This window comes from Mycobacterium sp. ACS4331 (assembly GCF_001667265.1).
Classification (GTDB): Bacteria; Actinomycetota; Actinomycetes; order Mycobacteriales; family Mycobacteriaceae; genus Mycobacterium.
This window is the reverse complement of record NZ_LZHW01000009.1, coordinates 41,655-63,124: the sequence shown is the minus strand read 5'-3', so window position 1 is coordinate 63,124 and position 21,470 is coordinate 41,655. Positions and strand designations below refer to the sequence as shown.

The following is a 21,470-nucleotide window of genomic DNA, read 5'->3' as shown; positions in this document are numbered from 1 at the left end:
CACTATGACGCGCCGCCGCCGTACTTGGCGATCAGGGTCTGCTTGTAGAGCTTTCCGGTGTCGGTGCGCGGCAGTTCGGCCTCGAACGAGATGCTGCGCGGGCACTTGTAGTGTGCCAGGCGGTCCCGCAGCCAGCCCAGCAGCTCGTCGGCGAACTCGTCGGTGGCGTCGGCCGCATCGACGGTCTGCACGACCCCCTTGACGCTCTGCCCCATCTCCTCGTCCGGGATGCCGAACACCGCGGCGTCCATCACCTTGGGGTGCGTGACGAGCAGGTTCTCGGCCTCCTGCGGATAGATGTTCACTCCGCCGGAGATGATCATGTGGTGGCGGCGGTCGGTGAGGTAGAGGTAGCCCTCCTCGTCGACGTAGCCGATGTCGCCCACCGTCTTCCACCCGTGCGTGTTGCGCGACTTGGCGGTCTTCTCGGTGTCGTTGAGGTATTCGAAGTCGTTGCCGCCCTCGAAGTACACCTCGCCGGCCTGCCCGGCGGGCAGTTCGTTGCCGTCCTCGTCGAGGATGTGCACCACACCGGTCATCGCCTTGCCCACCGAACCGGGATGCGTCAGCCACTCCTCGGCGGTGATCAGCGTCGCGCCGATGGCCTCAGAGGAGGCGTAGTACTCGTCGACGATCGGCCCCCACCAGTCGATCATCTGCTTCTTGACCTCGACCGGGCACGGCGCGGCGGCGTGCATGACCCGCTTGAGGCTGGACACGTCGTACGAGGCGCGGACGTCCTGCGGCAGTTTGAGCATGCGGGTGAACATCACCGGCACGAACTGGCCGTGGGTCACCTTGTGCTTCGCGATGGCGTCCAGGCAGCCCTCGGCGTCGAACTTCTCCATCACGACCGTGGTGTGGCCGGCGGCCTGCACCTGCATCGACCACACCGAGGGTGCGGTGTGGTACAGCGGTGCGGGGCTGATGTACACCGAGTCGGGCGACATCCAGAAGCTGACCAGAAGCGCCATCATTCCGGGCACCTCGGCCGGCGGCAGATGCGGCAGCTCTCGTTTGATGCCCTTGGGCCGGCCGGTGGTGCCCGACGAGTACTGCAGCAGATCGCCCTCGATCTCGTCGTCGATCGGGGTGGCGGGCAGGTCGGCGACCGCCTCGGGGTAGCGGGCCCACCCGTCGAGGTCGTCGTCGGCGATGAGCAGCGTGGCGGGAAGGCCCGCGGGCAGCTCCGGGCCCAGGTTCTCCAGGATCTTGCGGGTGGCCGCCGAGCCCACGATCGCCGAGGCGCCGCTGTTGTCGATGATGTAGGCGGCCTCGGCGGCGGTCAGATGCGTGCTGATCGGCACGTAGTACAGGCCGGCCCGGCGCGCGGCCCACATCACCGCGTGAATGTGCTCGTTGTTCTCCATGAGGATCGCCACCGAGTCGCCCTCTGTCAGGCCCTGCCTGCGGAAGTGATGGGCCAGCCGGTTGGCGCGGGCCTCGAGATCGTCGAAGGTCACGACGGTGCCCGAGGGGTACATGATGATGGCCGGCTTGTCTGCCCCGATGTGCTCACGGATCTGCATGACAGCACTCTACTTTGACATCTTTGACAGGTGTCAAGAGGTGTGAGAACGCCGCGAGCGCCCACCCGGGGTACGGTTCCGATCTCCAGAACCCGTACGTGGGTGAGCGCTCGCGGAAAAGGTTTCTAGCTTTCGGACAGACGCGTCTTGAGCGCGTCGAACTCATCCTTGATGCCGGTCGGCAGCTTCTCGCCGACGAATTCGAACCACTCCTCGATCAGCGGCAGTTCGGCCCGCCACTCGTCGACGTTGACCGCCAACGCCTCATCGACGTCGGCCGCGTCGACGTCCAGACCCGACAGGTCCAGGTCGCCCGCGGTGGGCACGGTGCCGATGGCCGTGGACTGTCCGCCGGCCTTCTGCTCGATGCGCTCGATGATCCACTTCATCACGCGGCTGTTCTCGCCGAATCCCGGCCACAGGAAGCGGCCGTCGTCGCCGCGGCGGAACCAGTTGACGAAGAAGATCTTCGGCAGCTGGGACTCGTCGGCGTTCTTGCCGATGTCGATCCAGTGCTGGAAGTAATCGCCGACGTTGTAACCCATGAACGGCAGCATCGCCATCGGGTCGCGGCGCACCGTGCCGACCTTGCCCTCGGCCGCGGCGGTCTGCTCGCTGCCCAGCGTGGCGCCGATGAAGACTCCGTGCTGCCAGTCGCGCGCCTGCGTCACCAACGGCACCGTCGTCTTGCGGCGGCCGCCGAACAGGATGGCTGAGATCGGCACGCCCTGCGGATCATTCCATTCCGGAGCCAGGGTCGGGCACTGCGACATCGGGGTGCAGTACCGCGAGTTCGGGTGCGCGGCCTTCTCGCCGGACTCCGGCGTCCAGTCGCGGCCCTTCCAGTCGATGAGGTGCTGCGGGTCGCCCTCGAGGCCCTCCCACCAGACGTCGCCGTCGTCGGTCTTGGCGACGTTGGTGAACACGGTGTTGCCCGCCGCGATGGTCTTCATGGCGTTCGGGTTCGATGACCAGTTGGTGCCGGGCGCGACACCGAAGAAACCGAACTCGGGGTTGGTCGCGTACAGGCGACCGTCCTTGCCGAACCGCATCCAGGCGATGTCGTCGCCGACGGTCTCGGCCCGCCAGCCCTCGATCGTGGGCTGCAGCATCGCGAGGTTGGTCTTACCGCACGCCGACGGGAAGGCCGCCGCGACGAAGTACGCCTTGTTCTCCGGGGAGATCAGCTTGAGGATCAGCATGTGCTCGGCGAGCCAGCCCTCGTCGTGCGCCATTGCCGAGGCGATGCGCAGCGAGTAGCACTTCTTGCCCAGCAGCGCGTTGCCGCCGTAGCCCGAGCCGAAGCTCCAGATCTCGCGGGTCTCCGGGAAGTGGGTGATGTATTTGGTGTCGTTGCACGGCCACGGCACGTCCTTCTGGCCGGCCTCGAGCGGGGCCCCCAGCGAGTGCAGCGCCTTGACGAAGAATCCGTCGGTGCCGATCTTGTCCAGCGCGGCCTGACCCATCCGGGTCATGGTGCGCATCGAGACGACGACGTACTCCGAGTCGGTGATCTCGACGCCGAGCTTGGGGTCTTCGGCGTCCAGCGGGCCCATGCAGAAGGGGACGACGTACATCGTCCGGCCGCGCATGCTGCCGCGGTAGAGATCGGTCATCAGCGGCCGCATCTCGGCGGGGTCCATCCAGTTGTTGGTCGGCCCGGCGTCGATCTCCCGTTCCGAGCAGATGAACGTCCGGGACTCGACGCGCGCGACGTCGGAGGGGTCGGACAACGCGAGGAAGGAGTTGGGCTGCTTCTCGTCGTTCAGGCGCTGAAACGTGCCCGCCTCGACGAGGTGATCGGCCAGCCGCGCGTACTCCTCCTCGGAGCCGTCAGCAAACACCACCCGATCCGGCTGAGTGAGTTCGGCAACTTCGGCAACCCAGGCGAGCAGTCCCTTGTGCGTCGTTGGGGCCGAATCAAGGCCTGGGATGGTCGCTGACGTCATGAAGTTCTCCTGCTCAGGTTTATTCGTGTTTCACCCTCGAGGACGCAGACCCCCTCGCTTTGGGCGGATCGCGATCGACGGTCGTCCCTGGTTAGAGGTTAACGCGGGCGACACATGAGGGGACAATCGAGACCCTGTCCAAATACTCACAGGAACGATTCAGAAAACGTCAAGTGCGGTATTCGGTCTGGCTCGGCACCCTTCAACTGTTGCCCACCCTCCCAGAATGCCGGGAAAAGAACGAATGGTCCACATGCGGGCACGCCGCGGCAACACACCACCCGCAGGGTGCGCCGAATGCCGCGGCGGATCCGTTCCACGGTGCCGCGTCTCGCCATGAATCTGTGTGCCGGCTGCGCATGTCGCGCGGGCCGGGCGTGCCCGTCAGCCGCTGAGGTCCGGCTGCGCGGCAATCACAGACATCTCGTCCTTCTCGCGGCCAGCAACGTCTTCGCCCGCACCGTCGTGGCCCCCGGCGTTCAACTCCTGGCGCACCCGCGTCAGCGCGGCGAGCACGGGCGGCAACGCCGCATCGCGGGCCGCGACCGCCTGGGAGCGCGCGGCGGCGTGCTCCCGCAGTTCGGCGTCGATGCGGCGCAGGTCTGCCGCCAACCGGGCGTTGTCGACCTCAACCTGGTGGGCGAGCACCGACGTCATCGCCATCTCGGTGGCCAGCACCCGGGTGGCCACCGCCTCGTCCAAGGAGGCCCGCAGCGACGCGGCCCGCTCCCCGATCCAGCGATCGAGCACCGCGCGGTCGTGCAACAGCGCGCGGGTGCCGACCATCCAGGCCGCGACGGCGATCCCGACGAGGGTGCACCCCACCGCGCCCGCGACCGTCCACCCCGGCGCCAGGTCGGCGAACAGCCGACTCAGCGACAGGGCCACCCCCAGTCCGAAGCCACCGCCCACGAGAACCATCAGCCGGGTCTCGAGCCCTCGGGACTTCAACGGCGGACGAGCCACGGCCGGCACCGAAACCCGCGCGGGCGCGACCCGGTCCGGCGCCACCCCAAGCTCGACCGCGACATCGGTGAGGTGCTCGACGATCCCGGCATCCACCTCTCCCACCACGGCGGACATGCGCTGTTCGACGTAGCCGAGGAACTGCGGCACACCCCGCCGGGTGACCTCGGCCGCGTCCTCCTGAAGTTCGGTGCGCACCGAGGCACAGCGATTGCGGGCGAAGTACGACAACTGCAGCCGGGCCTGCTGGATCTGACTGCGAAGTGCCACCGCGCGTTCGGATTTGCCCACCCGCACCGCGCGTGCGGCCTCGGTGCGCTCGGCCTGCAGGGCGGCGATCCGGGCCTCACGACCAGGACTCTCCACCGCCACACGGTGTCGCCGCACGGCGTCACTGAGGCGAAACTCCCAGGCGCGCAGCCGGTTCCGTCGCTGCAGCGCGGGGTCTGACAGGGCCGCGTCCAGCGCGCCGAGCAGGTCGTCGACGCGTGGATCGCCCAGATCGGGCGCGGCCGCGACGCCGACCCATGGCACGCCGCGGTAGCGCTCGTCGTGGGCGTCGAGGATGTGCCGATCCTCATCGAGAACGTCTCGCCAGTTCGCGTGGGCGTCGATCTTGGTCACGGCCGCCACCACGACGTCGGTGTGTGCCGCCGCGGCGTCGAGTACCGCACAGTCGGACTCCGTCAGCGGGGCGACGGCAGACGCCACGAACACCACGGCGGTGGGCGCCTGCCCGGGCCGCAGATCGTCGGCTTCGATGAACTCGACATCCGGACGACGCGCCCGCAGCTGCACCACCGCGCTGGTGGCCCCGGCCAGCCACGGCCCCGTCACGAGCACCGCGGCGCGCCGGCGGATCGCCGGCGGCGGCACCTCGGGGGCGAGCGCGGCGACGAGTTCGTCGACCGGGTCAGTCGCAGCGCCGGTCATGCCCGGCCCTCGGACTCCAGCAGGCGCAGCGAGCCGCGGGCGAGGTCGAGCCCGCACTGCCGATGCAGGGTGGAGACGGGCCCGGCCGCGTACCGGCGCCAGCGGATCGCCTGGGCCCGTGGCGCCCGTCGCGCCGTGGCAGCCGCTCCGGCGGCCCGCAGCACGTCGGCCGCGGCGTCCATCAGCGCGAGAACGGTGTCGTCGGCATGCAGGAACTCGGCCGCGTCGGTGTCGGTCACCGCACGGGCTTCGAGGGCCTGGTGCGCGGCGACGAGTCTGCGGTAGCGCGCTGGGGCACCGGCCTTCCCGAGACCGTCGAGGAGACCGTCGAGACCACTGACGGCCCGGAACACTTCGCGAAGCCGGGTTGCGTCCGCATCCGGGTCACCGCGCACCGTCAGCACCGCGTGCGCGACTCCGAACAGCCCCAGTTCGGACACCAGGCGGGCCCGGCGTCCCGCAGACATCGGGTGCACGCCATCCACGAACGCATCCGCGGAGCTCATGTCGGCCGGGTGGGCCACCAGTGTGCGCACCGCCGCCAGCACCCGCTCGCCGACGACGGTCTCATCCACGGCGGCGCGCGCCGGCAGTGCCGCGAGGGGCACGGCCGACACCCCCGTCGTCGCCGTCAGGTGCGCGGCCAGTCGGTGTGACCGGGCCATCGGCCCGTCGCCGCCGAGGCCCGCCAGATCGGCCTTGTTGACCACCACGAGATCGACATCGCCACGATCGAGAATCCGACGGTCCTCCGGTTTGCACACCTCGGCCAGAACGTGGACGCGCACATCGGGGCGCTGCCCCTCGCCGGCCAGCGGATGCCCAGACGCGGCGATGACCGCGGTCACGGCGCGACGGCCGACGCCTCGGCGACCGGATATCCCGATCCGCAGGGGTGCGCGCAGCGCTTCGCCGAAGTTGCGCGTGATCGCCTCACTCATCTCGTGCCATGGTGGCACTGCTGCCCCGGGTCCGCGACCCGCTCCCCCTGTCGTTGTGGACAGAGCCGGTCGTGGACGGGCCCGCAGTGGCCCCCGCCACCATCGACGCTGCTCGCAGTGGCCCCCGCCACCATCGATAGGCAACTGTTGGGTATCAATCTGTCCCACGATGCAGGTCCCCGGACGCTCATGGGTCACGATGGGGGGATGCGTGCGCACCGTGGGGCCGAGTCAGCGAAACCTGTCGCTGAACCCTCCGAGCCCGCCCGTACCGACAGCTCCGCACCCCTCGAACACCGCCGAGTGACCAGTTTCCGGACCCGGCGCTCGACCCTGACCGACAAGCAGCAGCGCACCTGGGACCGTGTCTGGCCACAGCTGGGCACCCAGGCCCGTTCCGAGGCCGGGCCCGCCGGCCGGCTGGACACGACGGCCTGGTTCGGCCGCACCGCGCCGGTGGTCCTGGAGATCGGCTGCGGGACCGGGACCTCGACGTTGGCGATGGCGCAGGCCGAACCCGACATCGACGTCGTTGCCGCCGAGGTCTACAAGCGCGGGCTGGCCCAGCTGCTGTGCGCGATCGACCGGGAGGGCGTCACCAACATCAGGATGGTCCGCGGCGACGGCGTCGAGGTCCTCGAGAACATGTTCGGGCCGGGGTCGCTGACCGGGGTGCGGGTGTTCTTCCCGGACCCCTGGCCCAAGTCCCGGCACCACAAACGTCGCCTGCTGCAGCCGGCGACGGTCGCGCTGATCGCCGATCGCCTGCGGCCCGGCGGCGTGCTGCATGCGGCGACCGACCACGCCGGCTACGCCGCGCAGATCGCCGAGGTGGGCGACGCCGAACCACTGCTGCGCCGAGTCCCCGTCGAAGAGCAGCCCGGACTGCCCATCTCGGTGCAGCGCCCGACCACCAAGTACGAGTCGAAGGCGCACCACGTCGGCAGCGCGATCAGCGAGCTCGTCTGGGAGCGCCGATGACCATGGTGGATTCGGGCACCGAGGCCCCCCAGGGCGAGTCGGACGTCGAGACGGTCCGGCGCGTGCTGCTGGTCTGGGACGCACCCAACCTCGACATGGGGCTGGGCGCGATCCTCGGGGGCAGACCGACCGCCGCGCACCGCCCGCGCTTCGACGCCCTGGGCCGCTGGCTGCTGGCCAGGACCGCTGAGGTCATCGAAGCCATCGACGAGCCCGGGGTGAGCGTCGAACCCGAGGCCACCGTCTTCACGAACATCGCCCCAGGCAGCGCGGACAATGTGCGGCCCTGGGTGGAGGCGTTGCGTAACGTGGGTTTCGCGGTGTTCGCCAAACCCAAGATCGACGAGGACAGCGACGTCGACGCCGATATGCTCAACCACATCGCCCTGCGACGCCAGGAGGGGCTGGCCGCGCTGCTCGTGGCCTCGGCGGACGGGCAGGCGTTCCGGCATCCGCTCGAGCAGATCGCCCGCGAGGACGGCGTGGCCGTGCAGGTGCTCGGATTTCGCGAACATGCGAGTTGGGCGCTAGCGTCGGATACCTTGGAGTTCGTCGACCTGGAGGACATTCCTGGCGTTTTCCGGGAGCCGCTGCCGCGAATCGGCCTAGATTCGCTTCCAGACGAGGGGGCGTGGCTTCAGCCGTTCCGACCGCTGTCGTCGCTGCTCGCCTCCCGGGCTTGACGCGATTCGCCTGGTGAGAGACAACTACAGACTTTTGACGTGATTACAGCACGCACCGCGTGCTGATCAAGACTTTTGAGGAGCTTACGTGTTCGCCTGGTGGGGTCGAACGGTACATCGATACCGATTCATCGTCATCGCGGTGATGGTTGCACTGTGTCTCGGCGGCGGCATCTACGGAATGAGCCTCGGCAAGCACGTCACCCAGAGCGGCTTCTACGACGAGGGCAGCGAGTCGGTCAAGGCTTCGGTGCTGGCCGACGAAGTGTACGGACGTGACCGGCTCAGTCACATCGTCGCGATCCTGGACGCCCCCGAGGGCAAGAAGGTCAACGACCCGGTCTGGGCCAAGAAGGTCGCCGCCGAACTGGACCAGGTCCAGAAGGACCATCCGGACCAGATCCTGCAGTGGGTCGGCTACCTGAAGGACCCGTCGGCCGACCCGAGCGGATCGGGCTTCAACACCAAAGACGGCAAGCGGACCTTCATCATCATGCCGCTCAAGGGCGACAACGACGACGAGATCCTCAACAACTACAAACTGCACGTCAAGGAGGACCTCGAGAAGGTCGACGACGGCAAGATCGAACTCGCGGGCCTGCAACCGCTGGCCAACGAGTTGACCGGCACCATCGCCGAGGACCAGCTGCGCGCCGAGGTGCTCGCGCTGCCGCTGGTCGCGGTGGTGCTGTTCTTCGTCTTCGGCGGCGTCATCGCGGCCTTCCTGCCCGCCATGGTCGGTGGTCTGGCCATCGCCGGCTCGATGGGCATCCTGATGATCATCACGCACTTCCAGCAGGTGCACTATTTCGCCCAGCCCGTCGTGACGCTGATCGGCCTGGGTATCGCGATCGACTACGGACTGTTCGTCGTGAGCCGATTCCGAGAGGAGCTGGCCGAGGGGTACGACACCGAAACGGCGGTGCGCCGCACGGTCATGACCGCCGGTCGCACGGTGGTCTTCTCGGCCGTCCTGATCGTGGCCTCGCTGGCCGGCCTCCTGCTGTTCCCGCAGGGCTTCCTCAAGTCACTGACGTACGCGGGCATGTCCTCGGTGATGCTGGCCGCGATCCTGTCGGTCACCGTGCTGCCGGCGATCCTGGCGATCCTGGGCCCCAACGTGGACGCGTTCGGCGTCCGCACCCTGCTGCGGGTGCCGTTCCTGCGCAACTGGGGCTTCTCCCGGGCCATCATCGAATGGCTCGCGGACAAGACGCAGAAGACCAAGACCCGCGAAGAGGTCGAGCAGGGTTTCTGGGGTGTGCTGGTCAACCGTGTGATGAAGCGGCCCGTGGTGTTCGCCGTGCCGATCATCATCCTCATGATCCTGCTGATCGTCCCGCTCGGGAAGCTCGCGCTCGGCGGCATCAGCGAGAAGTACCTGCCGCCGGACAACTCGGTCCGCATGGCGCAGGAGGACTTCGACCGCACCTTCCCCGGTTACCGCACCGAGCAGTTGACGCTCGTCATCCAGGACGCCACGCCGGAGCAGGTCGAGCAGATCGCGACCCGCGCGTCCAGCATCCCCGGGTTCACCAACCCCGAGTGGACCGAACGCGCCGTCGCCCCCAACCCGGACGACCCCAGCGCCAAGGCCGAGAAGACCGCCGACAACGTCACGGTCATCCAGAACGGCCTCGAGGTGCGCAACGACGCCGCCAAGAAGATGGAGGAGTTGCGCGCCATCCCCCTGCCCAAGGGCGTGACGATGTGGGTGGGCGGTACGCCTGCGCTTGAGCAGGACAGCATCGCGACGATGTTCCACAAGCTGCCCCTGATGGCGCTCATCCTGTTGACCACGACGACCCTGCTGATGTTCCTGGCCTTCGGTTCGGTGGTGCTGCCCATCAAGGCCGCGGTGATGAGCGTGCTGACGCTGGGGTCGACGCTGGGCATCCTGACCTGGATGTTCGTCGACGGGCACGGCGCCGGGGTGTTGAACTACACCCCCACCCCGCTGACCGCGCCCGTGATCGGCCTGATCATCGCGGTCATCTACGGCCTGTCCACGGACTACGAGGTGTTCCTGGTGTCCCGCATGGTCGAGGCCCGCGAACGCGGGATGTCGACCACCGAGGCGATCCGCATCGGTACGGCCACCACGGGTCGGCTGATCACCGCGGCCGCGCTGGTTCTCGCGGTGGTGGCCGGCGCGTTCGTGTTCTCCGACCTGGTGATGATGAAGTACCTCGCGTTCGGCCTGCTGTTCGCGCTGCTGCTCGACGCCACCGTGGTCCGCATGTTCCTGGTGCCCGCGATCATGAAGATGCTCGGCGACGACTGCTGGTGGGCGCCGCGATGGATGAAGGTGTGGCAGAACAGGTTGGGCCTCGGCGAGATCCATCTGCCCGACGAGCGCAAGCATCCCACCGGCGAGCCCGATGAGGACGCACCCGTGAGTGTGGGTGTGGGCGCCGGCGTCGCGGACCGTCGTCCGCCGCACGACCCGACCCATCCCGCACCGGGCCTGCCGCCGCGGCCGCGCAGCGAGGCCCCGACCCGTGCGCTGCCCGAGGCCCCGTCCGGCGCAGGCACCCGTCGCCTCCCCAGCCCCGAACCCGATCCTGCCGAAAGCGACGTCCCGACAACACGTTTCAGCTCCGCCCGCAACGCCATGCGCAACGCTGTCAGCAACGCGGCACAGGCGGCGGGGTCGGTGACGCAGCGGAATCAGCCGCCGCGCCCGCCGGCGTCCGGGGAGCGCGAGATCGAATCATGGTTGGGCGAACTCCGCGGTAAGCCGGGAAGCTCTGCGCCGCAGCCCTATACGCAGTCCGGGCCGTCGTCTGACCCGACCCGGTCGATGGGGCCCGGCGATCCGTCGGACGCCACCACCGCGATTCCGGCGCAGAACCCTGCCGACGAGGAGCCCGCGACTCGGGCCATCCCGGTCAGCAAGCCGCGCCAGAGCGACACCGACGCCGCGACCGAGAAGCTCAACGCCCGTGGGGACGATGAGAAGACCTCGCGCCGGGGTGGGGGCGTCAGCGCGCAGGATCTTCTGCGCCGCGAAGGCCGCCGGATCTAACCGGTTCTCTTCACCGCGAGCGTGTCGGGGTCTCCCCGGCACGCTCGCGGTGTTTCGGCAGCTAGGACTTCTCCGGCACCTCGTCGGCCGGGGCGTCGATCACCGGGCCTCGGCCCTCGTCGAGCAGCGCCTCCTGGCGCTCCTCCTCGGCTTCGGGGTCCTCGGCGACCAGGACCCGCACCGCACTGTTGAGGAACGCGATGAGCGGCACCGCCAACAGCGCGCCGACGATGCCCGCCAGGACACCGCCGCCGGCGATGCCCAGCACGACGGCAAGTGGATGGATCGACACCGCGCGCCCCATCACCAGCGGCTGCAGGATGTGGGCCTCCAACTGCTGTACAGCGATGATCAGGCCCAACGTGATCAGGGCGTACAGGAAGCCCTTCGCCAGCAGCGCCACAACCACGGCCAGGAACCCGGTGATCACCGCACCCACCAGGGGGATGAACGCACCCAGGAACACCAGCGACGCCAGCGGCAGGGCCAGCGGGATGCCCATGATCGCCAGGCCCGTTCCGATGCCGATGGCGTCGACGAGGGCCACCAGGAACGTCGCGCGGATGTATCCGATCAGAGAGTGGAAGCCCGCGCGCCCGGCGTCGCCGACTCGTTCGCGGACACTGACCGGGAAGATCTTCTGCACGAAGGCCCAGATGTTGCGGCCACCGTGCAGGAAGAAGATCAGCGTGAACAGCACCAGCAGCGCGCCGGTGACGATCTCGGTGACGGTGGCCGCGGTCGAGAGGGCGCCGCTGGTGAGCTGCTCCTGGTTGTTGCGGATGGCCTCGATAGCGGCGTCGCCGGCGTGGTCGATCTGGTCGCGGCTGAGCCCCAGTGGACCTTCGATCAGCCACGTCCGGGCCGAATCGATGCTGCGGGTGACCTCCTCGGTCAGGCTCGGCAGACCCTTGACGAACTGGCTGACGACGAACGTCATGATGCCGCCCAGGATCGCGAAACCGCTGAGCAGCACCAGTGCCACGGCGCCCCCGCGCGGCGCACCACGCCGGTCCAGCCAGTCCACCGCGGGCAGCAGCAGCGCCGTGAGCATCGTCGCGAGCGCGACCGGAACGACGAGCACCAGCAGGTTCTTGACCACCCACAGCACGGCGATCAGCGCTGCGAACAGCACGAGGAGTCGCCATGCCCATGCGGACATCTTGCGGACCAGTGGTGTGACTGATGCATCTTCCGGCAGAGGCGATGACATCTGGTCAGCGTAGCCGCGGATACCGGGCGCGCCGGGCTTCCGGAACGCTCGGGAGCGCCCCGCGCCGTTACCCTGAACGGCGTGTCCCACGACGCGCCGGCCAGGGACGCCACCGACGAGGCGGGTTCTGGCCGCGGCAGGTACTGGTGGCTGCGCTGGGTGATCCTCGGTGTCGTCGCCATCGTGCTGACGATTGAGGCCACTCTGGTCTGGGATCAGCTCGCCAAGGCCTGGCGCAGCCTGCTCAGCGCCAACTGGTGGTGGGTGCTGGCCTGCCTGGCCGCGGCGATGCTCTCGATGCACAGCTTCGCGCAGATCCAGCGCGAACTGCTGCGGGCCGCCGGGGTGCGGGTGCGGCAGCTGCGGTCGGAGGCGGCCTTCTACGCGGGCAACGCACTGAGCACCACGCTGCCGGGCGGCCCGGTGCTCAGCGCGACCTTCATCTACCGGCAGCAGCGCCTGTGGGGCGCTTCGCCGGTGGTGGCGTCGTGGCAGCTGGTGATGTCCGGTGCCCTGCAGGTGGTGGGTCTGGCGCTGCTCGGGCTCGGCGGCGCGTTTCTGTTGGGCGCCAAGAACAATCCGTTCTCACTGCTGTTCACCCTCGGCGGGTTCATCGTCCTGCTGCTGCTGGCCCAGGCGGTGGCGTCCCGCCCGGAACTGCTCGAGGGCATCGGCGTGCGGGTGCTGGCCTGGATCAACCAGCTCCGCGGCAAGCCTGCCGACACCTGGCTGGACAAGTGGCGCGAGATCCTGCGCCAGCTCGAGTCGGTGAGCCTGACCCGTCGCCAGCTCGGCACGGCGTTCGGATGGTCGTTCTTCAACTGGGTCTGCGATGTGGCCTGCCTGGCGTTCGCGGCATACGCCGCCGGCGGCCATCCCTCGCTGGCCGGGCTGACGGTCGCCTACGCCGCGGCCCGTGCCGTCGGGTCCATTCCGCTGATGCCCGGCGGCCTGCTCGTGGTCGAGGCCGTGCTGGTGCCCGGCCTGGTGTCCAGCGGGATGACGCTGCCCGCCGCGATCTCAGCCATGCTGATCTACCGGCTGGTGAGCTGGATCTTCATCGCCGCGATCGGCTGGGTGGTGTTCTTCTTCATGTTCCGCACCGAGAGTCAGGTCGATCCCGACGTCTCGTCGGAACCGCCGGAGACCCCGGGGAGCGCGCCGGCGCCGGCCGCCGAGGCCGAACCCGCCGCGGACGCAGGCGACTCCGCACTGCAGGGTCCGTTGCCGCCAGGGCCGGAGGATCGGGGGCCCGAGCGGGCCGGACGCGCCGACGAGGATTCCTGACGTGGACCCGTCAATGCGCCGACCGTGATTTGATCTGCCCCATGACGCGTCCCCTGCCCCGCCGCCTGCTCCTGTGTGCCGCGACCGTGCTGGCCGCGACCGGCATGGTTGCATGCTCGTCGAACCCGGCCCCCACCGAGACCACCACCACCACGAGCGCGGCCCCGCCCATGGCGACCCCGCTGATCGGATCGGTGCTGGCTCCCCCGGTCCCGGTTCCGGCCACCGACGGACGCACGCACCTGGTCTACGAGCTGGTCCTGACGAACTCTCTGCCGGGCAACGCCACGCTCAACTCACTGACCGCCAAGAGCGGTGACCGCAGTCTGTTGACGCTGTCCGGCGACAACCTGAAGTACTGGACCCGGGCGCTGGGCGACACCGCGACGCCGACGACCGTGATCCCGGCCGGCGGCACCGCCATCGTGTGGCTCGACGTGGTCGTCGACAACGGGACCGAACCGCCGTCCGACATCACTCACACCGTCGATCTGACGGTCAGCAAGCCGATCCCGGGACTGGTGCCAGCCAAGCTGACGCAACCCGTGGCCCCGGTGACGGTCTCGACGCGCAAGCCCGTGGCCATCGACCCGCCGCTGCAGGGCGCCAACTGGGTCGACGCCAACGGGTGCTGCGACACCTCCTCCCACCGGATGGCGCTCAACCCGATCAACGGAGCGCTGTGGGCCGCGGAGCGGTTCGCGATCGACTACGTGCAGACGACCGACGACTTCCGCCTGTTCAGTGGCGATCCCACCAAACTGGAGAGCTACGCGTTCTTCGCCGCGCCGATCCACGCGGTCGGTGCGGGCAAGGTGGTGGCCGTCGTCGACAACCTGCCCGAGCAGGTGCCGTCCAAGTCGCCGTCGGGCCTGCCGCTCGACCAGTACGGCGGCAACCACGTCGTGCAGGATCTCGGCGACGGCAACTACGCCTTCTACGCGCACCTCAAACCGGGCAGCATCACCGTCAAGCCGGGTGACGATCTCAAGCCGGGACAGCAGATCGCCGAGCTGGGGAACTCCGGGAACACCACTGCCCCGCACCTGCACTTCCACGTGATGGACAACCCGGACCCCTTGGCCGCCGACGGCCTCCCGTTCGTCATCAAGTCCTTCCGACTGGACGAGCGACTGGCGTCGGCCGAGAGTGTGGACAAGCTGTTCACCGGGCAGTCGGCACCGCGGCAACCCGGGTTCGCCGCCCGCGACGAGGTCGAGGTGCTTCCCCTGGACCGGGACGTCATGACCTACTCTGTCGCGCAATGAGTCAACGCAGAGTTCTCCTCGCGGTCCTGGCGGACATCGTGTCCGTCGTGGTGTTCTGTGCGCTCGGACGGCGCAGCCATGCCGAAGGCATGACGCTGGCGGGCATCGCCGAGACGGCCTGGCCCTTCCTCACCGGCGCGGCTGTCGGCTGGCTCGCGTCCCGCGGATGGCGCGCCCCCACCGCGGTCGCCCCGACGGGCGTGGTGGTCTGGGTGTCGACGATCGTCGTCGGAATGCTGCTGCGCAAGGCGACGTCGGCGGGTGTGGCCGTCTCGTTCATCATCGTCGCCTCGCTGGTGACGGCGGCGCTGCTGCTGGGCTGGCGCGGCGCGCTAACCCTGAGCCGGCGCCGCGACCGTCAGCGTCGCACGTAACCCGCCCAGTGGGCCGTCGGACAGTTCGATGTGCCCGCCGTGCAGCGCGGCCTGCTGCGCGACCAGTGCCAGGCCGAGGCCGGATCCGCCCGCCGCGGCCGTGCTTCCCCGGGAGAACCGTCCGAGCACGATCTGGTGCTCGTCGGCCGGCAACCCGCAACCATTGTCGTCGACGATGATCGCCATCTCGTCGGCGTCGCGTCGTGCGGTCAGCACAATGCGCGACGCCCTGCCATGTGTGATGGCATTGCGGACCAGGTTGTCCACGGCCAGGCGCAGACCGCCCGGCCAGCCCAGGATGACGCCGTCGGTCGGTTCGGCGAAATGCGTGTCGACGACGATCTCGACGGTGCCGCCGGGGCGGGTGTTCTCCCGCGCCACCCGGTCCAGCAGTTCCTCGATGTCGACCAGTTCCCGGTCTTCGTCCTGTGCCAGCTGACCGGACGCCAACTGCCCCAGCGCGGTGATGGTCGCCTCGATGCGGCGCTGGGCGCGCGCCAGGTCGGCGACCACCTCGTCGCGCTCATGGGGCGGCAGATCGTGGATGCGCAGGGTGTCGAGGTCGGCCCGCATCGCGGTCAGCGGGGTGCGCAGTTCATGGGCCGCGTTCGCCGCGAAATCCTGTGCGGCCTGCAGCGACTGAGTCGTCGACGCCTGAGCGGCAGCCAACCGCAGCAGCATGCCGATCAGGGCCTCCGACAGATCCTCGGCCTCTTTGACACCGCGCACGGGTTCGATCTGGTCGACCCCGCCCTGACCGAGGCGCTGCGTCTGTTCGGTGAGCCTGCGCAGCGGACGCGTGGCCACGCCGCCGAGCAGCCAGCCCAGTCCGCCCGCGATCAGCAGGGCCACCACCGCGATGCCGACGTAGAGCGGGATGCGGGCACGGTTGAGCAGGATGCTGTCGGTCCGGATACCGATCGACATGAGGACGCCCTGCCGGTCCAACATCACCGTGCGGACGCGGTACTCGACCCCGTTGACGGTGACGGTGTCGGTGCCCGGCGGACGCGCAGGCAGCTGCAGTCCGCGCTGGAACACCACCTCGCCCGTCGGCACCGACCGACCCGTGAAGAACACCGCGTGCGCCGCGTCGTTGGATCGGCTGCCGCCGGTGCTGGCGTCGACGATGGCATCCAGGCGGCGGTCGAGTTGCGCCGCGTCATTGCTGGCCAACGCGAACGAGGTCAGCACCACGAGCGCTGCGACCACCGCCGCGGCGGCGATCGCGGCCGCGCTCGCGACCCGGGTGCGCAGCGACGCGCGGTAACGCAGCCATCGCTTCGGCGGTGCCGGATCGGTCACGGATCGGCCCGAAGCACGTATCCGATCCCGCGGACGGTGTGGATCACGCGCGGCACACCTTCGCGTTCGAGTTTGCGTCGCAGGTAGCTGACGAAGACGTCGGCCACATTGGTGTCGACGTCGAAGTCATAGCCCCACACCAACTCGAGGAGTCGCTGCCGCGACAGCACCACGCCTGCGTTGTCCACCAGCACCGCGAGCAGGTCGAACTCCCGCTTGGTGAGGTCGGCCCGCTCACCCCCGACGAACACCAGTCGCCGTGCGGTGTCGACGGTCAACGGCCCGACGGTCATGGCGTCGGAATGCTCCTCGGCATGGCTGGCCCGCCGCAGGAGAGCCCGCAGCCGCGCAACGAGTTCTCCGAGGTCGAACGGCTTGGTCAGGTAGTCGTCCGCGCCGGCCTCGAGACCGGCGATGCGATCGTTGACGGTGTCCCGGGCCGACAGCACACAGATCGGGATGTCGTTGCCCAGGGCCCGCAGTGCGGTCACGACCGCGACACCGTCCAGTTCGGGCATCTGCACGTCGAGGACGAGCGCGTCGTGCGATTCACTGGACAGCAGCCGCAGGGCTTCTTTGCCGTTGGCCGCGACCCGGACGTCGAACCCCGAATGGCGCAGCCCGCGCGCCACCGAGGTCCGAACGTCGGGATCGTCGTCGACCATCAAGACCGTGTGGCCCACACCTTCGCGTGCGGGCTCATGGGCCACAGGGGGCACTAGTCGTCAGACAGCGCGGGATCGCCAGCCGTCCCGCAGCGCTCCCGGATGTCGACCAGCGGCTGCCGGATGCCCTCCAGCTCGGCCCGGGTCTGGGGGTTGGCGTCCAGGTATTTCTTCACCTCGGCCCGGATGGTGTCGTGGTCGGCACCCTCGAGGCTGGTGAAGAACGCGTTGACGTCGGGATGGGTGAACAGGTACGCGGAGGTCGATGCAGACACGCCCGACGCGACTCCCGCCAGGTCTGCGGCGGTGCAGTTCGGCGGCGGCGGCGGATCGGCGAGCGCGGACGGTGCAGCAGCCATGAGAACCGCTGTGGTGAGCGCACCGGCACCCATAACGCCGATCACCGCGCGACGAGCGGAAAACATCATGTTCGAGCTCCTTAGACGGGGTGTGAAGGCCTTGTCGAACCTGCGACGTGCAGGCGACTTCGCTCATCCAAGCAGATTCGCTTGACACTTTCCTGCCTAGTCGTCAGGTGATTCGGAGAAAGTCGCGGATCTGCAGGTGGATCGACCCGTCCGGGCCGGTCAGCCGGGAGTGCTGGTGGTGCCGGTCGCGGCGGGCACCGCGGCGACCGGACCCGGCGCCGGCCCCGTGCCGGTCACCTGCGCGGCCCCGCCCTGCTGCGCGGTCTGGATGAGGCTCAGAACCTGGGGCAGCGAGATCGGCAGCTTGCACTTCGTGGACAGCGAGGACAGCGGCTGCTGGATGGTCTGCAGGTCCTTGGCCGCGTCGGGATTGGCGTCGAAGTAGGTCTTGAGTGCGACAAGTGACTGGGGGCCCGCGGCCTGCTGGGAGATCCGCGTCAGCACCTGGTTCGTGTCGGGGTGCGTCTCGAGATACAGGCCCGTGTTGTTGGCGACCGTGCCGATGGTCCTGGCCACCTGACTGGCCGCACACGGGTCGGGGGCCGCGCTGGCCGTCGGGCCCAGCAACAGCAGCGTGCCCGCGCCGCCGAATGCGGTCGCCATCAGCACAGCGCCCACCCTGCGGCGCGTCGTTTGTTCGGTCCTGCCCATGGGGATCACTCCTTACGGTTCGCGAACATCTATCGGGCCGCCCGGCCCCGATGTTTCAGCGCACAGGCCATCCGAGGTCCCCGACTCGATGCTGGCCACCTGCCATGGTGCCATCCCCCGTCCCGGGCGACGATCCTTCGGCTGCGCCCTGAGGCGGCCGACCAGCCGATACGCCGACGACGCGGGATGCGACACCGCGGGTGGCCAGAGATCGCGCGCAGGTCACGATGTGGCGAACATTACAGACCGGTCCTGCGCACGGTTTCCTCGTCAGGTGCTGACACAGGCTGCTGCGGTAGGCTCTGCCACACCCATTCCGGCAGAGGACGCGGGAGTCCACCATCCAGCAGTTCATGATGCGCCTGAGCAGCAACCTGCGCAGATTCCGCTGGCTGGTCTTCGCGACGTGGCTGCTCGCCCTGGTGCCCTCGATCTATCTGGCGCTGACCAATTCCGGCAATCTCACCGGCGGCGGCTTCGAGGTCGCCGACTCGCAGTCGCTGCGCGTGCAGTACGCCATCGAAGACCACTTCCCCGACCAGGGCGCCTCGCCGCTGGCCCTGGTCGCCGCACCGCGCGCCGACGCGACGTACGCCGACATGACCGATGCCGTCGCGTTCCTGCAGCGGGTCGCGCGCGAAGTCCCGAGCGTCGAGATCGTGCCCAACCCCGCCCAGCCGGCGCCGAGCCCGGACCGCCCCCACGTGGTGTCGCTGAAGCTGGATTTCGAGAACTCCGGTGCCGTCGACGTCGCCAAGCAGTTGCGCGCCAAAGTCGGCATCAACGGCGATCGGCCCGGCGAGATCAACGACGGCCGGGTCCGCCTCTACGTCATCGGCCAGGGCGCCCTGGGTGCGGCGGCGTCGGAGACCACCAAGCACGACGTCGCCGAAGCCGAGAAGTGGAACCTGCCGATCGTGCTGATCGTGCTGCTCGCGGTGTTCGGCTCGCTGGCGGCCGCGGCCGTCCCGCTGCTGCTGGGTGTGTGCACCGTGGTCGTCACGATGGGCGTGGTGTTCTGGCTGTCGTCGTTCATCACGATGTCGGTGTTCGTGACGTCAACGGTGTCGATGTTCGGCATCGCACTGGCGATCGACTACTCGCTTTTCATCCTGATGCGGTTCCGGGAGGAACTGCGGGCGGGCCGTGACGTCAGCCAGGCCACCGACGCGTCGATGGCGACATCTGGCCTGGCCGTGGTGCTCTCGGGCGCCACCGTGATCGCCTCGGTGACCGGCATCTATCTGATCAACACGCCCGTGCTGAACTCGATGGCCACCGGCGCGATCCTGGCGGTGGCCGTCGCGGTGCTGACGTCGACGACCCTGACGCCTGCGGTGCTGGCCATATTCGGCCGCCGGGTGGCCAAGCGATCCCGCCTGCTGCACTGGGGACGCGGTCTCGAGTCCACCCAGTCCCGGTTCTGGACCCGTTGGGTCGGCTGGGTGATGAAGCGGCCGTGGGTGTCGGCGTTGTCGGCGACGGTGTTCCTGTTGGCGCTCGCCGCTCCCGTGTTCTCCCTCGTCCTGGGCAACAGCATGCTCCGGCAGTTCCCGTCGGCGCACGAGATCCGGGGCGGGGTGGGCGCGGCGGCCGAGGCTCTGGGTCCCGGCGCGCTGGGTCCGGTCCGAGTCCTGGTGACCTTCCCAGACGGTGACGCGTCCGCGCCCGCGAACTCCGCCGTGGTCGACAACGTCGCGCGGAAGATGGACGAGGCCATCCACATCGTGTCGGTCTCTGCGCCGGCGATCTCCGACGACAAGCACAGCGCGCTGCTGTCCGGCGTGCTGAGCGTGGATCCGGAGGATATGGCGGCCCGCAGCACGATCGACTGGCTGCGCAGCGAACTGCCCCGCGCAGCCGGTGCGGAGAACGTCTCCGTCGACGTCGGCGGCCCCACCGCGCTGATCAAGGACTTCGACGACCGGGTCGCCAAAGCCGAACCCTTCGTCTTCCTGTTCGTCGCGCTGATCGCCTTTGTGATGCTGCTGATCTCGATCCAGTCGGTCGTGCTGGCACTCAAGGGCGTCCTGATGACGGTGCTTTCGGTCGCAGCGGCCTACGGCAGCCTCGTGATGATCTTCCAGTGGGGGTGGCTGGAGGCGCTCGGATTCGAGCGCATCTCCTCGATCGACAGCACGATCCCGCCGTTGGTCCTGGCCCTGACGTTCGGCCTGTCGATGGACTACGAGATCTTCCTGCTCACCCGGATCCGCGAGCGCTTCCTGCAGACCGGTGACACCCGCGACGCAGTGGCCTACGGCGTCAGCACGAGTGCACGGACCATCACCAGCGCCGCGCTGATCATGATCGCGGTGTTCGTCGGGTTCGCCTTCGCAGGCATGCCGCTGGTCGCCCAGTTGGGCGTGGCCTGCGCCGTCGCGATCGCGGTGGACGCGACCGTCGTCCGACTGGTGCTGGTGCCCGCCCTGATGGCGATGTTCGACCAGTGGAACTGGTGGGTGCCCCGCTGGCTGGCGCGCATTCTGCCCTCGGTGGACTTCGAGAAGCCGCTGCCCAAACTCGACCTCGGCGACCTGGTGATCATCCCCGAGGACATCTCGGCGCTGGTGGCGCCGAGTGCCGACCTGCGGGTCGTGGTCAAGTCGTCGGCCCGGCTGCGCGACCTGGCTCCCGACGCCATCACCGTCGCCGACCCGCTGGCCTTCTCAGGCTGCGCCGGGCTGCAGAGCCTGGCGGGCCGGGTCCGCGGCAGCGACGACGCCCTTCCACCGAAATCAACCCGCTCCGGCACCGTCAAGGAACGCACCGACCGCATCGCCCGGCCGGTCCATCCGGTGACGCGGTGGCGGGACCGTCTCGACGTCGCGCTCGACGCGTTGGCGACCGAGACCGAGTTGGGTCACCAGGACGCTGTGCTGGAACGCGTCGCTCCCCTGGAGACCACGACCGTCCAGTTGCCGACGGGCGACCGGCTGCAGATCCCGACGGGCGCCGAGACGCTGCGTCTCAAGGCCTATCTGCTGATGTCGCGCAATGAGGGCGCCGACTACGCGGAGTTTGCTGATCTGGTCGATGTCCTGGAACCGCAGACCGCTGCGCTGGTGCTGTCGGGGATGGACAGGTATTACTGTGGGCGAACACCCGCAGGTCTGTGGGTCGCGACCAGCCTGGTCCGCCGACTCGCCGAGCCCGACCCCGACGACGTCGAGGGCGCGTGGGCCGAACCGGGCAGGCGGGCAGAATGGGATCGGGTCAGACAGCGCTGCCTGGCCGTGGCCGTGGCGATGCTTGAGGAGGCGAGGTGA

At 68.9% G+C, this 21,470-nt stretch carries 16 protein-coding genes; 7 read left to right on the top strand and 9 right to left on the bottom strand.

Going from position 1 to position 21,470, the window contains the following annotated elements; translation table 11 throughout:
* Positions 1 to 2: 2 nt before the first annotated feature.
* From fadD4 to A5727_RS02255, 4 genes are all read right to left on the bottom strand, one after another.
* A complete protein-coding gene (fadD4, locus tag A5727_RS02270) occupies positions 3 to 1,529 on the bottom strand; it encodes a fatty-acid--CoA ligase FadD4 (RefSeq protein ID WP_068243774.1) in 1,527 nt (508 codons plus the stop codon).
* Between the two features lie 125 nt (positions 1,530 to 1,654).
* Positions 1,655 to 3,478 (bottom strand): phosphoenolpyruvate carboxykinase (GTP), encoded by a 1,824-nt coding sequence (locus A5727_RS02265; protein ID WP_068243771.1) that lies wholly within the window; start codon positions 3,476 to 3,478, stop codon positions 1,655 to 1,657.
* Between the two features lie 384 nt (positions 3,479 to 3,862).
* Positions 3,863 to 5,377, bottom strand: a complete 1,515-nt coding sequence (locus tag A5727_RS02260; protein ID WP_068243768.1) for a hypothetical protein — start codon at positions 5,375 to 5,377, stop codon at positions 3,863 to 3,865.
* Complete coding sequence (locus tag A5727_RS02255) at positions 5,374 to 6,318, bottom strand: hypothetical protein (protein ID WP_068243765.1); 945 nt, start codon at positions 6,316 to 6,318, stop codon at positions 5,374 to 5,376. The genes A5727_RS02260 and A5727_RS02255 overlap by 4 nt, the downstream gene beginning before the upstream one ends.
* A gap of 189 nt (positions 6,319 to 6,507) precedes the next feature.
* Between A5727_RS02255 and trmB the strand changes: the two genes are divergently transcribed.
* The 3 genes from trmB to mmpL3 all read left to right on the top strand — a co-directional run bounded on the left by trmB (position 6,508) and on the right by mmpL3 (position 11,010).
* A complete protein-coding gene (trmB, locus tag A5727_RS02250) occupies positions 6,508 to 7,299 on the top strand; it encodes a tRNA (guanosine(46)-N7)-methyltransferase TrmB (RefSeq protein WP_082949550.1) in 792 nt (263 codons plus the stop codon).
* 2 nt (positions 7,300 to 7,301) lie between these two features.
* Complete coding sequence (locus tag A5727_RS02245; protein WP_068243759.1) at positions 7,302 to 7,982, top strand: NYN domain-containing protein; 681 nt, start codon at positions 7,302 to 7,304, stop codon at positions 7,980 to 7,982.
* An 88-nt stretch (positions 7,983 to 8,070) separates the two neighbouring features.
* Positions 8,071 to 11,010: a trehalose monomycolate exporter MmpL3 gene (gene mmpL3 / locus A5727_RS02240; RefSeq protein WP_068243753.1), complete on the top strand. Its 2,940-nt coding sequence runs from the start codon at positions 8,071 to 8,073 to the stop codon at positions 11,008 to 11,010.
* A gap of 61 nt (positions 11,011 to 11,071) precedes the next feature.
* Here the strand turns inward: mmpL3 and A5727_RS02235 are convergent, their stop codons facing one another.
* Positions 11,072 to 12,223, bottom strand: coding sequence for an AI-2E family transporter (locus tag A5727_RS02235; RefSeq protein WP_068243751.1), 1,152 nt, complete (start codon positions 12,221 to 12,223; stop codon positions 11,072 to 11,074).
* 81 nt (positions 12,224 to 12,304) lie between these two features.
* Here A5727_RS02235 and A5727_RS02230 point away from each other — a divergent pair, with 81 nt between their 5' ends.
* Genes A5727_RS02230 through A5727_RS02220 form a run of 3 tightly spaced genes read left to right on the top strand, consistent with a single transcriptional unit; the run spans position 12,305 to position 15,152 of the window.
* Complete coding sequence (locus A5727_RS02230) at positions 12,305 to 13,510, top strand: lysylphosphatidylglycerol synthase transmembrane domain-containing protein (protein ID WP_068243747.1); 1,206 nt, start codon at positions 12,305 to 12,307, stop codon at positions 13,508 to 13,510.
* A gap of 41 nt (positions 13,511 to 13,551) precedes the next feature.
* Positions 13,552 to 14,778 (top strand): M23 family metallopeptidase, encoded by a 1,227-nt coding sequence (locus tag A5727_RS02225; RefSeq protein WP_068243744.1) that lies wholly within the window; start codon positions 13,552 to 13,554, stop codon positions 14,776 to 14,778.
* On the top strand, positions 14,775 to 15,152 hold the full coding sequence (locus A5727_RS02220) for a DUF3054 domain-containing protein (RefSeq protein WP_068243741.1): 378 nt from the start codon (positions 14,775 to 14,777) through the stop codon (positions 15,150 to 15,152). The genes A5727_RS02225 and A5727_RS02220 overlap by 4 nt, the downstream gene beginning before the upstream one ends.
* Here A5727_RS02220 and A5727_RS02215 read toward each other — a convergent pair.
* The 4 genes from A5727_RS02215 to A5727_RS02200 all read right to left on the bottom strand — a co-directional run bounded on the left by A5727_RS02215 (position 15,111) and on the right by A5727_RS02200 (position 18,201).
* Positions 15,111 to 16,457: a HAMP domain-containing sensor histidine kinase gene (locus A5727_RS02215; RefSeq protein ID WP_068243738.1), complete on the bottom strand. Its 1,347-nt coding sequence runs from the start codon at positions 16,455 to 16,457 to the stop codon at positions 15,111 to 15,113. The two genes, A5727_RS02220 and A5727_RS02215, sit on opposite strands and share 42 nt — an antisense overlap.
* The gene (locus A5727_RS02210; protein ID WP_082949557.1) at positions 16,454 to 17,122 is read right to left on the bottom strand and encodes a response regulator transcription factor; all 669 of its coding nucleotides are present in this window, start codon (positions 17,120 to 17,122) and stop codon (positions 16,454 to 16,456) included. The genes A5727_RS02215 and A5727_RS02210 overlap by 4 nt, the downstream gene beginning before the upstream one ends.
* A 53-nt stretch (positions 17,123 to 17,175) precedes the next feature.
* Positions 17,176 to 17,550 (bottom strand): heme-binding protein, encoded by a 375-nt coding sequence (locus A5727_RS02205; protein ID WP_068243729.1) that lies wholly within the window; start codon positions 17,548 to 17,550, stop codon positions 17,176 to 17,178.
* A gap of 159 nt (positions 17,551 to 17,709) precedes the next feature.
* Complete coding sequence (locus A5727_RS02200; RefSeq protein ID WP_068243726.1) at positions 17,710 to 18,201, bottom strand: hemophore; 492 nt, start codon at positions 18,199 to 18,201, stop codon at positions 17,710 to 17,712.
* 353 nt (positions 18,202 to 18,554) lie between these two features.
* Between A5727_RS02200 and A5727_RS02195 the strand changes: the two genes are divergently transcribed.
* Positions 18,555 to 21,470: an MMPL family transporter gene (locus A5727_RS02195; protein ID WP_068243725.1), complete on the top strand. Its 2,916-nt coding sequence runs from the start codon at positions 18,555 to 18,557 to the stop codon at positions 21,468 to 21,470.

Bases quoted from the DNA above. Each gene is read 5' to 3' on its own strand.
- A5727_RS02205 (WP_068243729.1), bottom strand. From the start codon at position 17,550: ATGATGTTTTCCGCTCGTCGCGCGGTGATCGGCGTTATGGGTGCCGGT.
- A5727_RS02245 (WP_068243759.1), top strand. From the start codon at position 7,302: ATGGTGGATTCGGGCACCGAGGCCCCCCAGGGCGAGTCGGACGTCGAG.
- fadD4 (WP_068243774.1), bottom strand. From the start codon at position 1,529: ATGCAGATCCGTGAGCACATCGGGGCAGACAAGCCGGCCATCATCATG.
- A5727_RS02200 (WP_068243726.1), bottom strand. From the start codon at position 18,201: ATGGGCAGGACCGAACAAACGACGCGCCGCAGGGTGGGCGCTGTGCTG.
- A5727_RS02220 (WP_068243741.1), top strand. From the start codon at position 14,775: ATGAGTCAACGCAGAGTTCTCCTCGCGGTCCTGGCGGACATCGTGTCC.
- A5727_RS02265 (WP_068243771.1), bottom strand. From the start codon at position 3,478: ATGACGTCAGCGACCATCCCAGGCCTTGATTCGGCCCCAACGACGCAC.
- trmB (WP_082949550.1), top strand. From the start codon at position 6,508: ATGGGTCACGATGGGGGGATGCGTGCGCACCGTGGGGCCGAGTCAGCG.
- A5727_RS02260 (WP_068243768.1), bottom strand. From the start codon at position 5,377: ATGACCGGCGCTGCGACTGACCCGGTCGACGAACTCGTCGCCGCGCTC.
- A5727_RS02255 (WP_068243765.1), bottom strand. From the start codon at position 6,318: ATGAGTGAGGCGATCACGCGCAACTTCGGCGAAGCGCTGCGCGCACCC.
- A5727_RS02195 (WP_068243725.1), top strand. From the start codon at position 18,555: ATGATGCGCCTGAGCAGCAACCTGCGCAGATTCCGCTGGCTGGTCTTC.
- A5727_RS02235 (WP_068243751.1), bottom strand. From the start codon at position 12,223: ATGTCATCGCCTCTGCCGGAAGATGCATCAGTCACACCACTGGTCCGC.
- A5727_RS02210 (WP_082949557.1), bottom strand. From the start codon at position 17,122: ATGGTCGACGACGATCCCGACGTTCGGACCTCGGTGGCGCGCGGGCTG.
- A5727_RS02225 (WP_068243744.1), top strand. From the start codon at position 13,552: ATGACGCGTCCCCTGCCCCGCCGCCTGCTCCTGTGTGCCGCGACCGTG.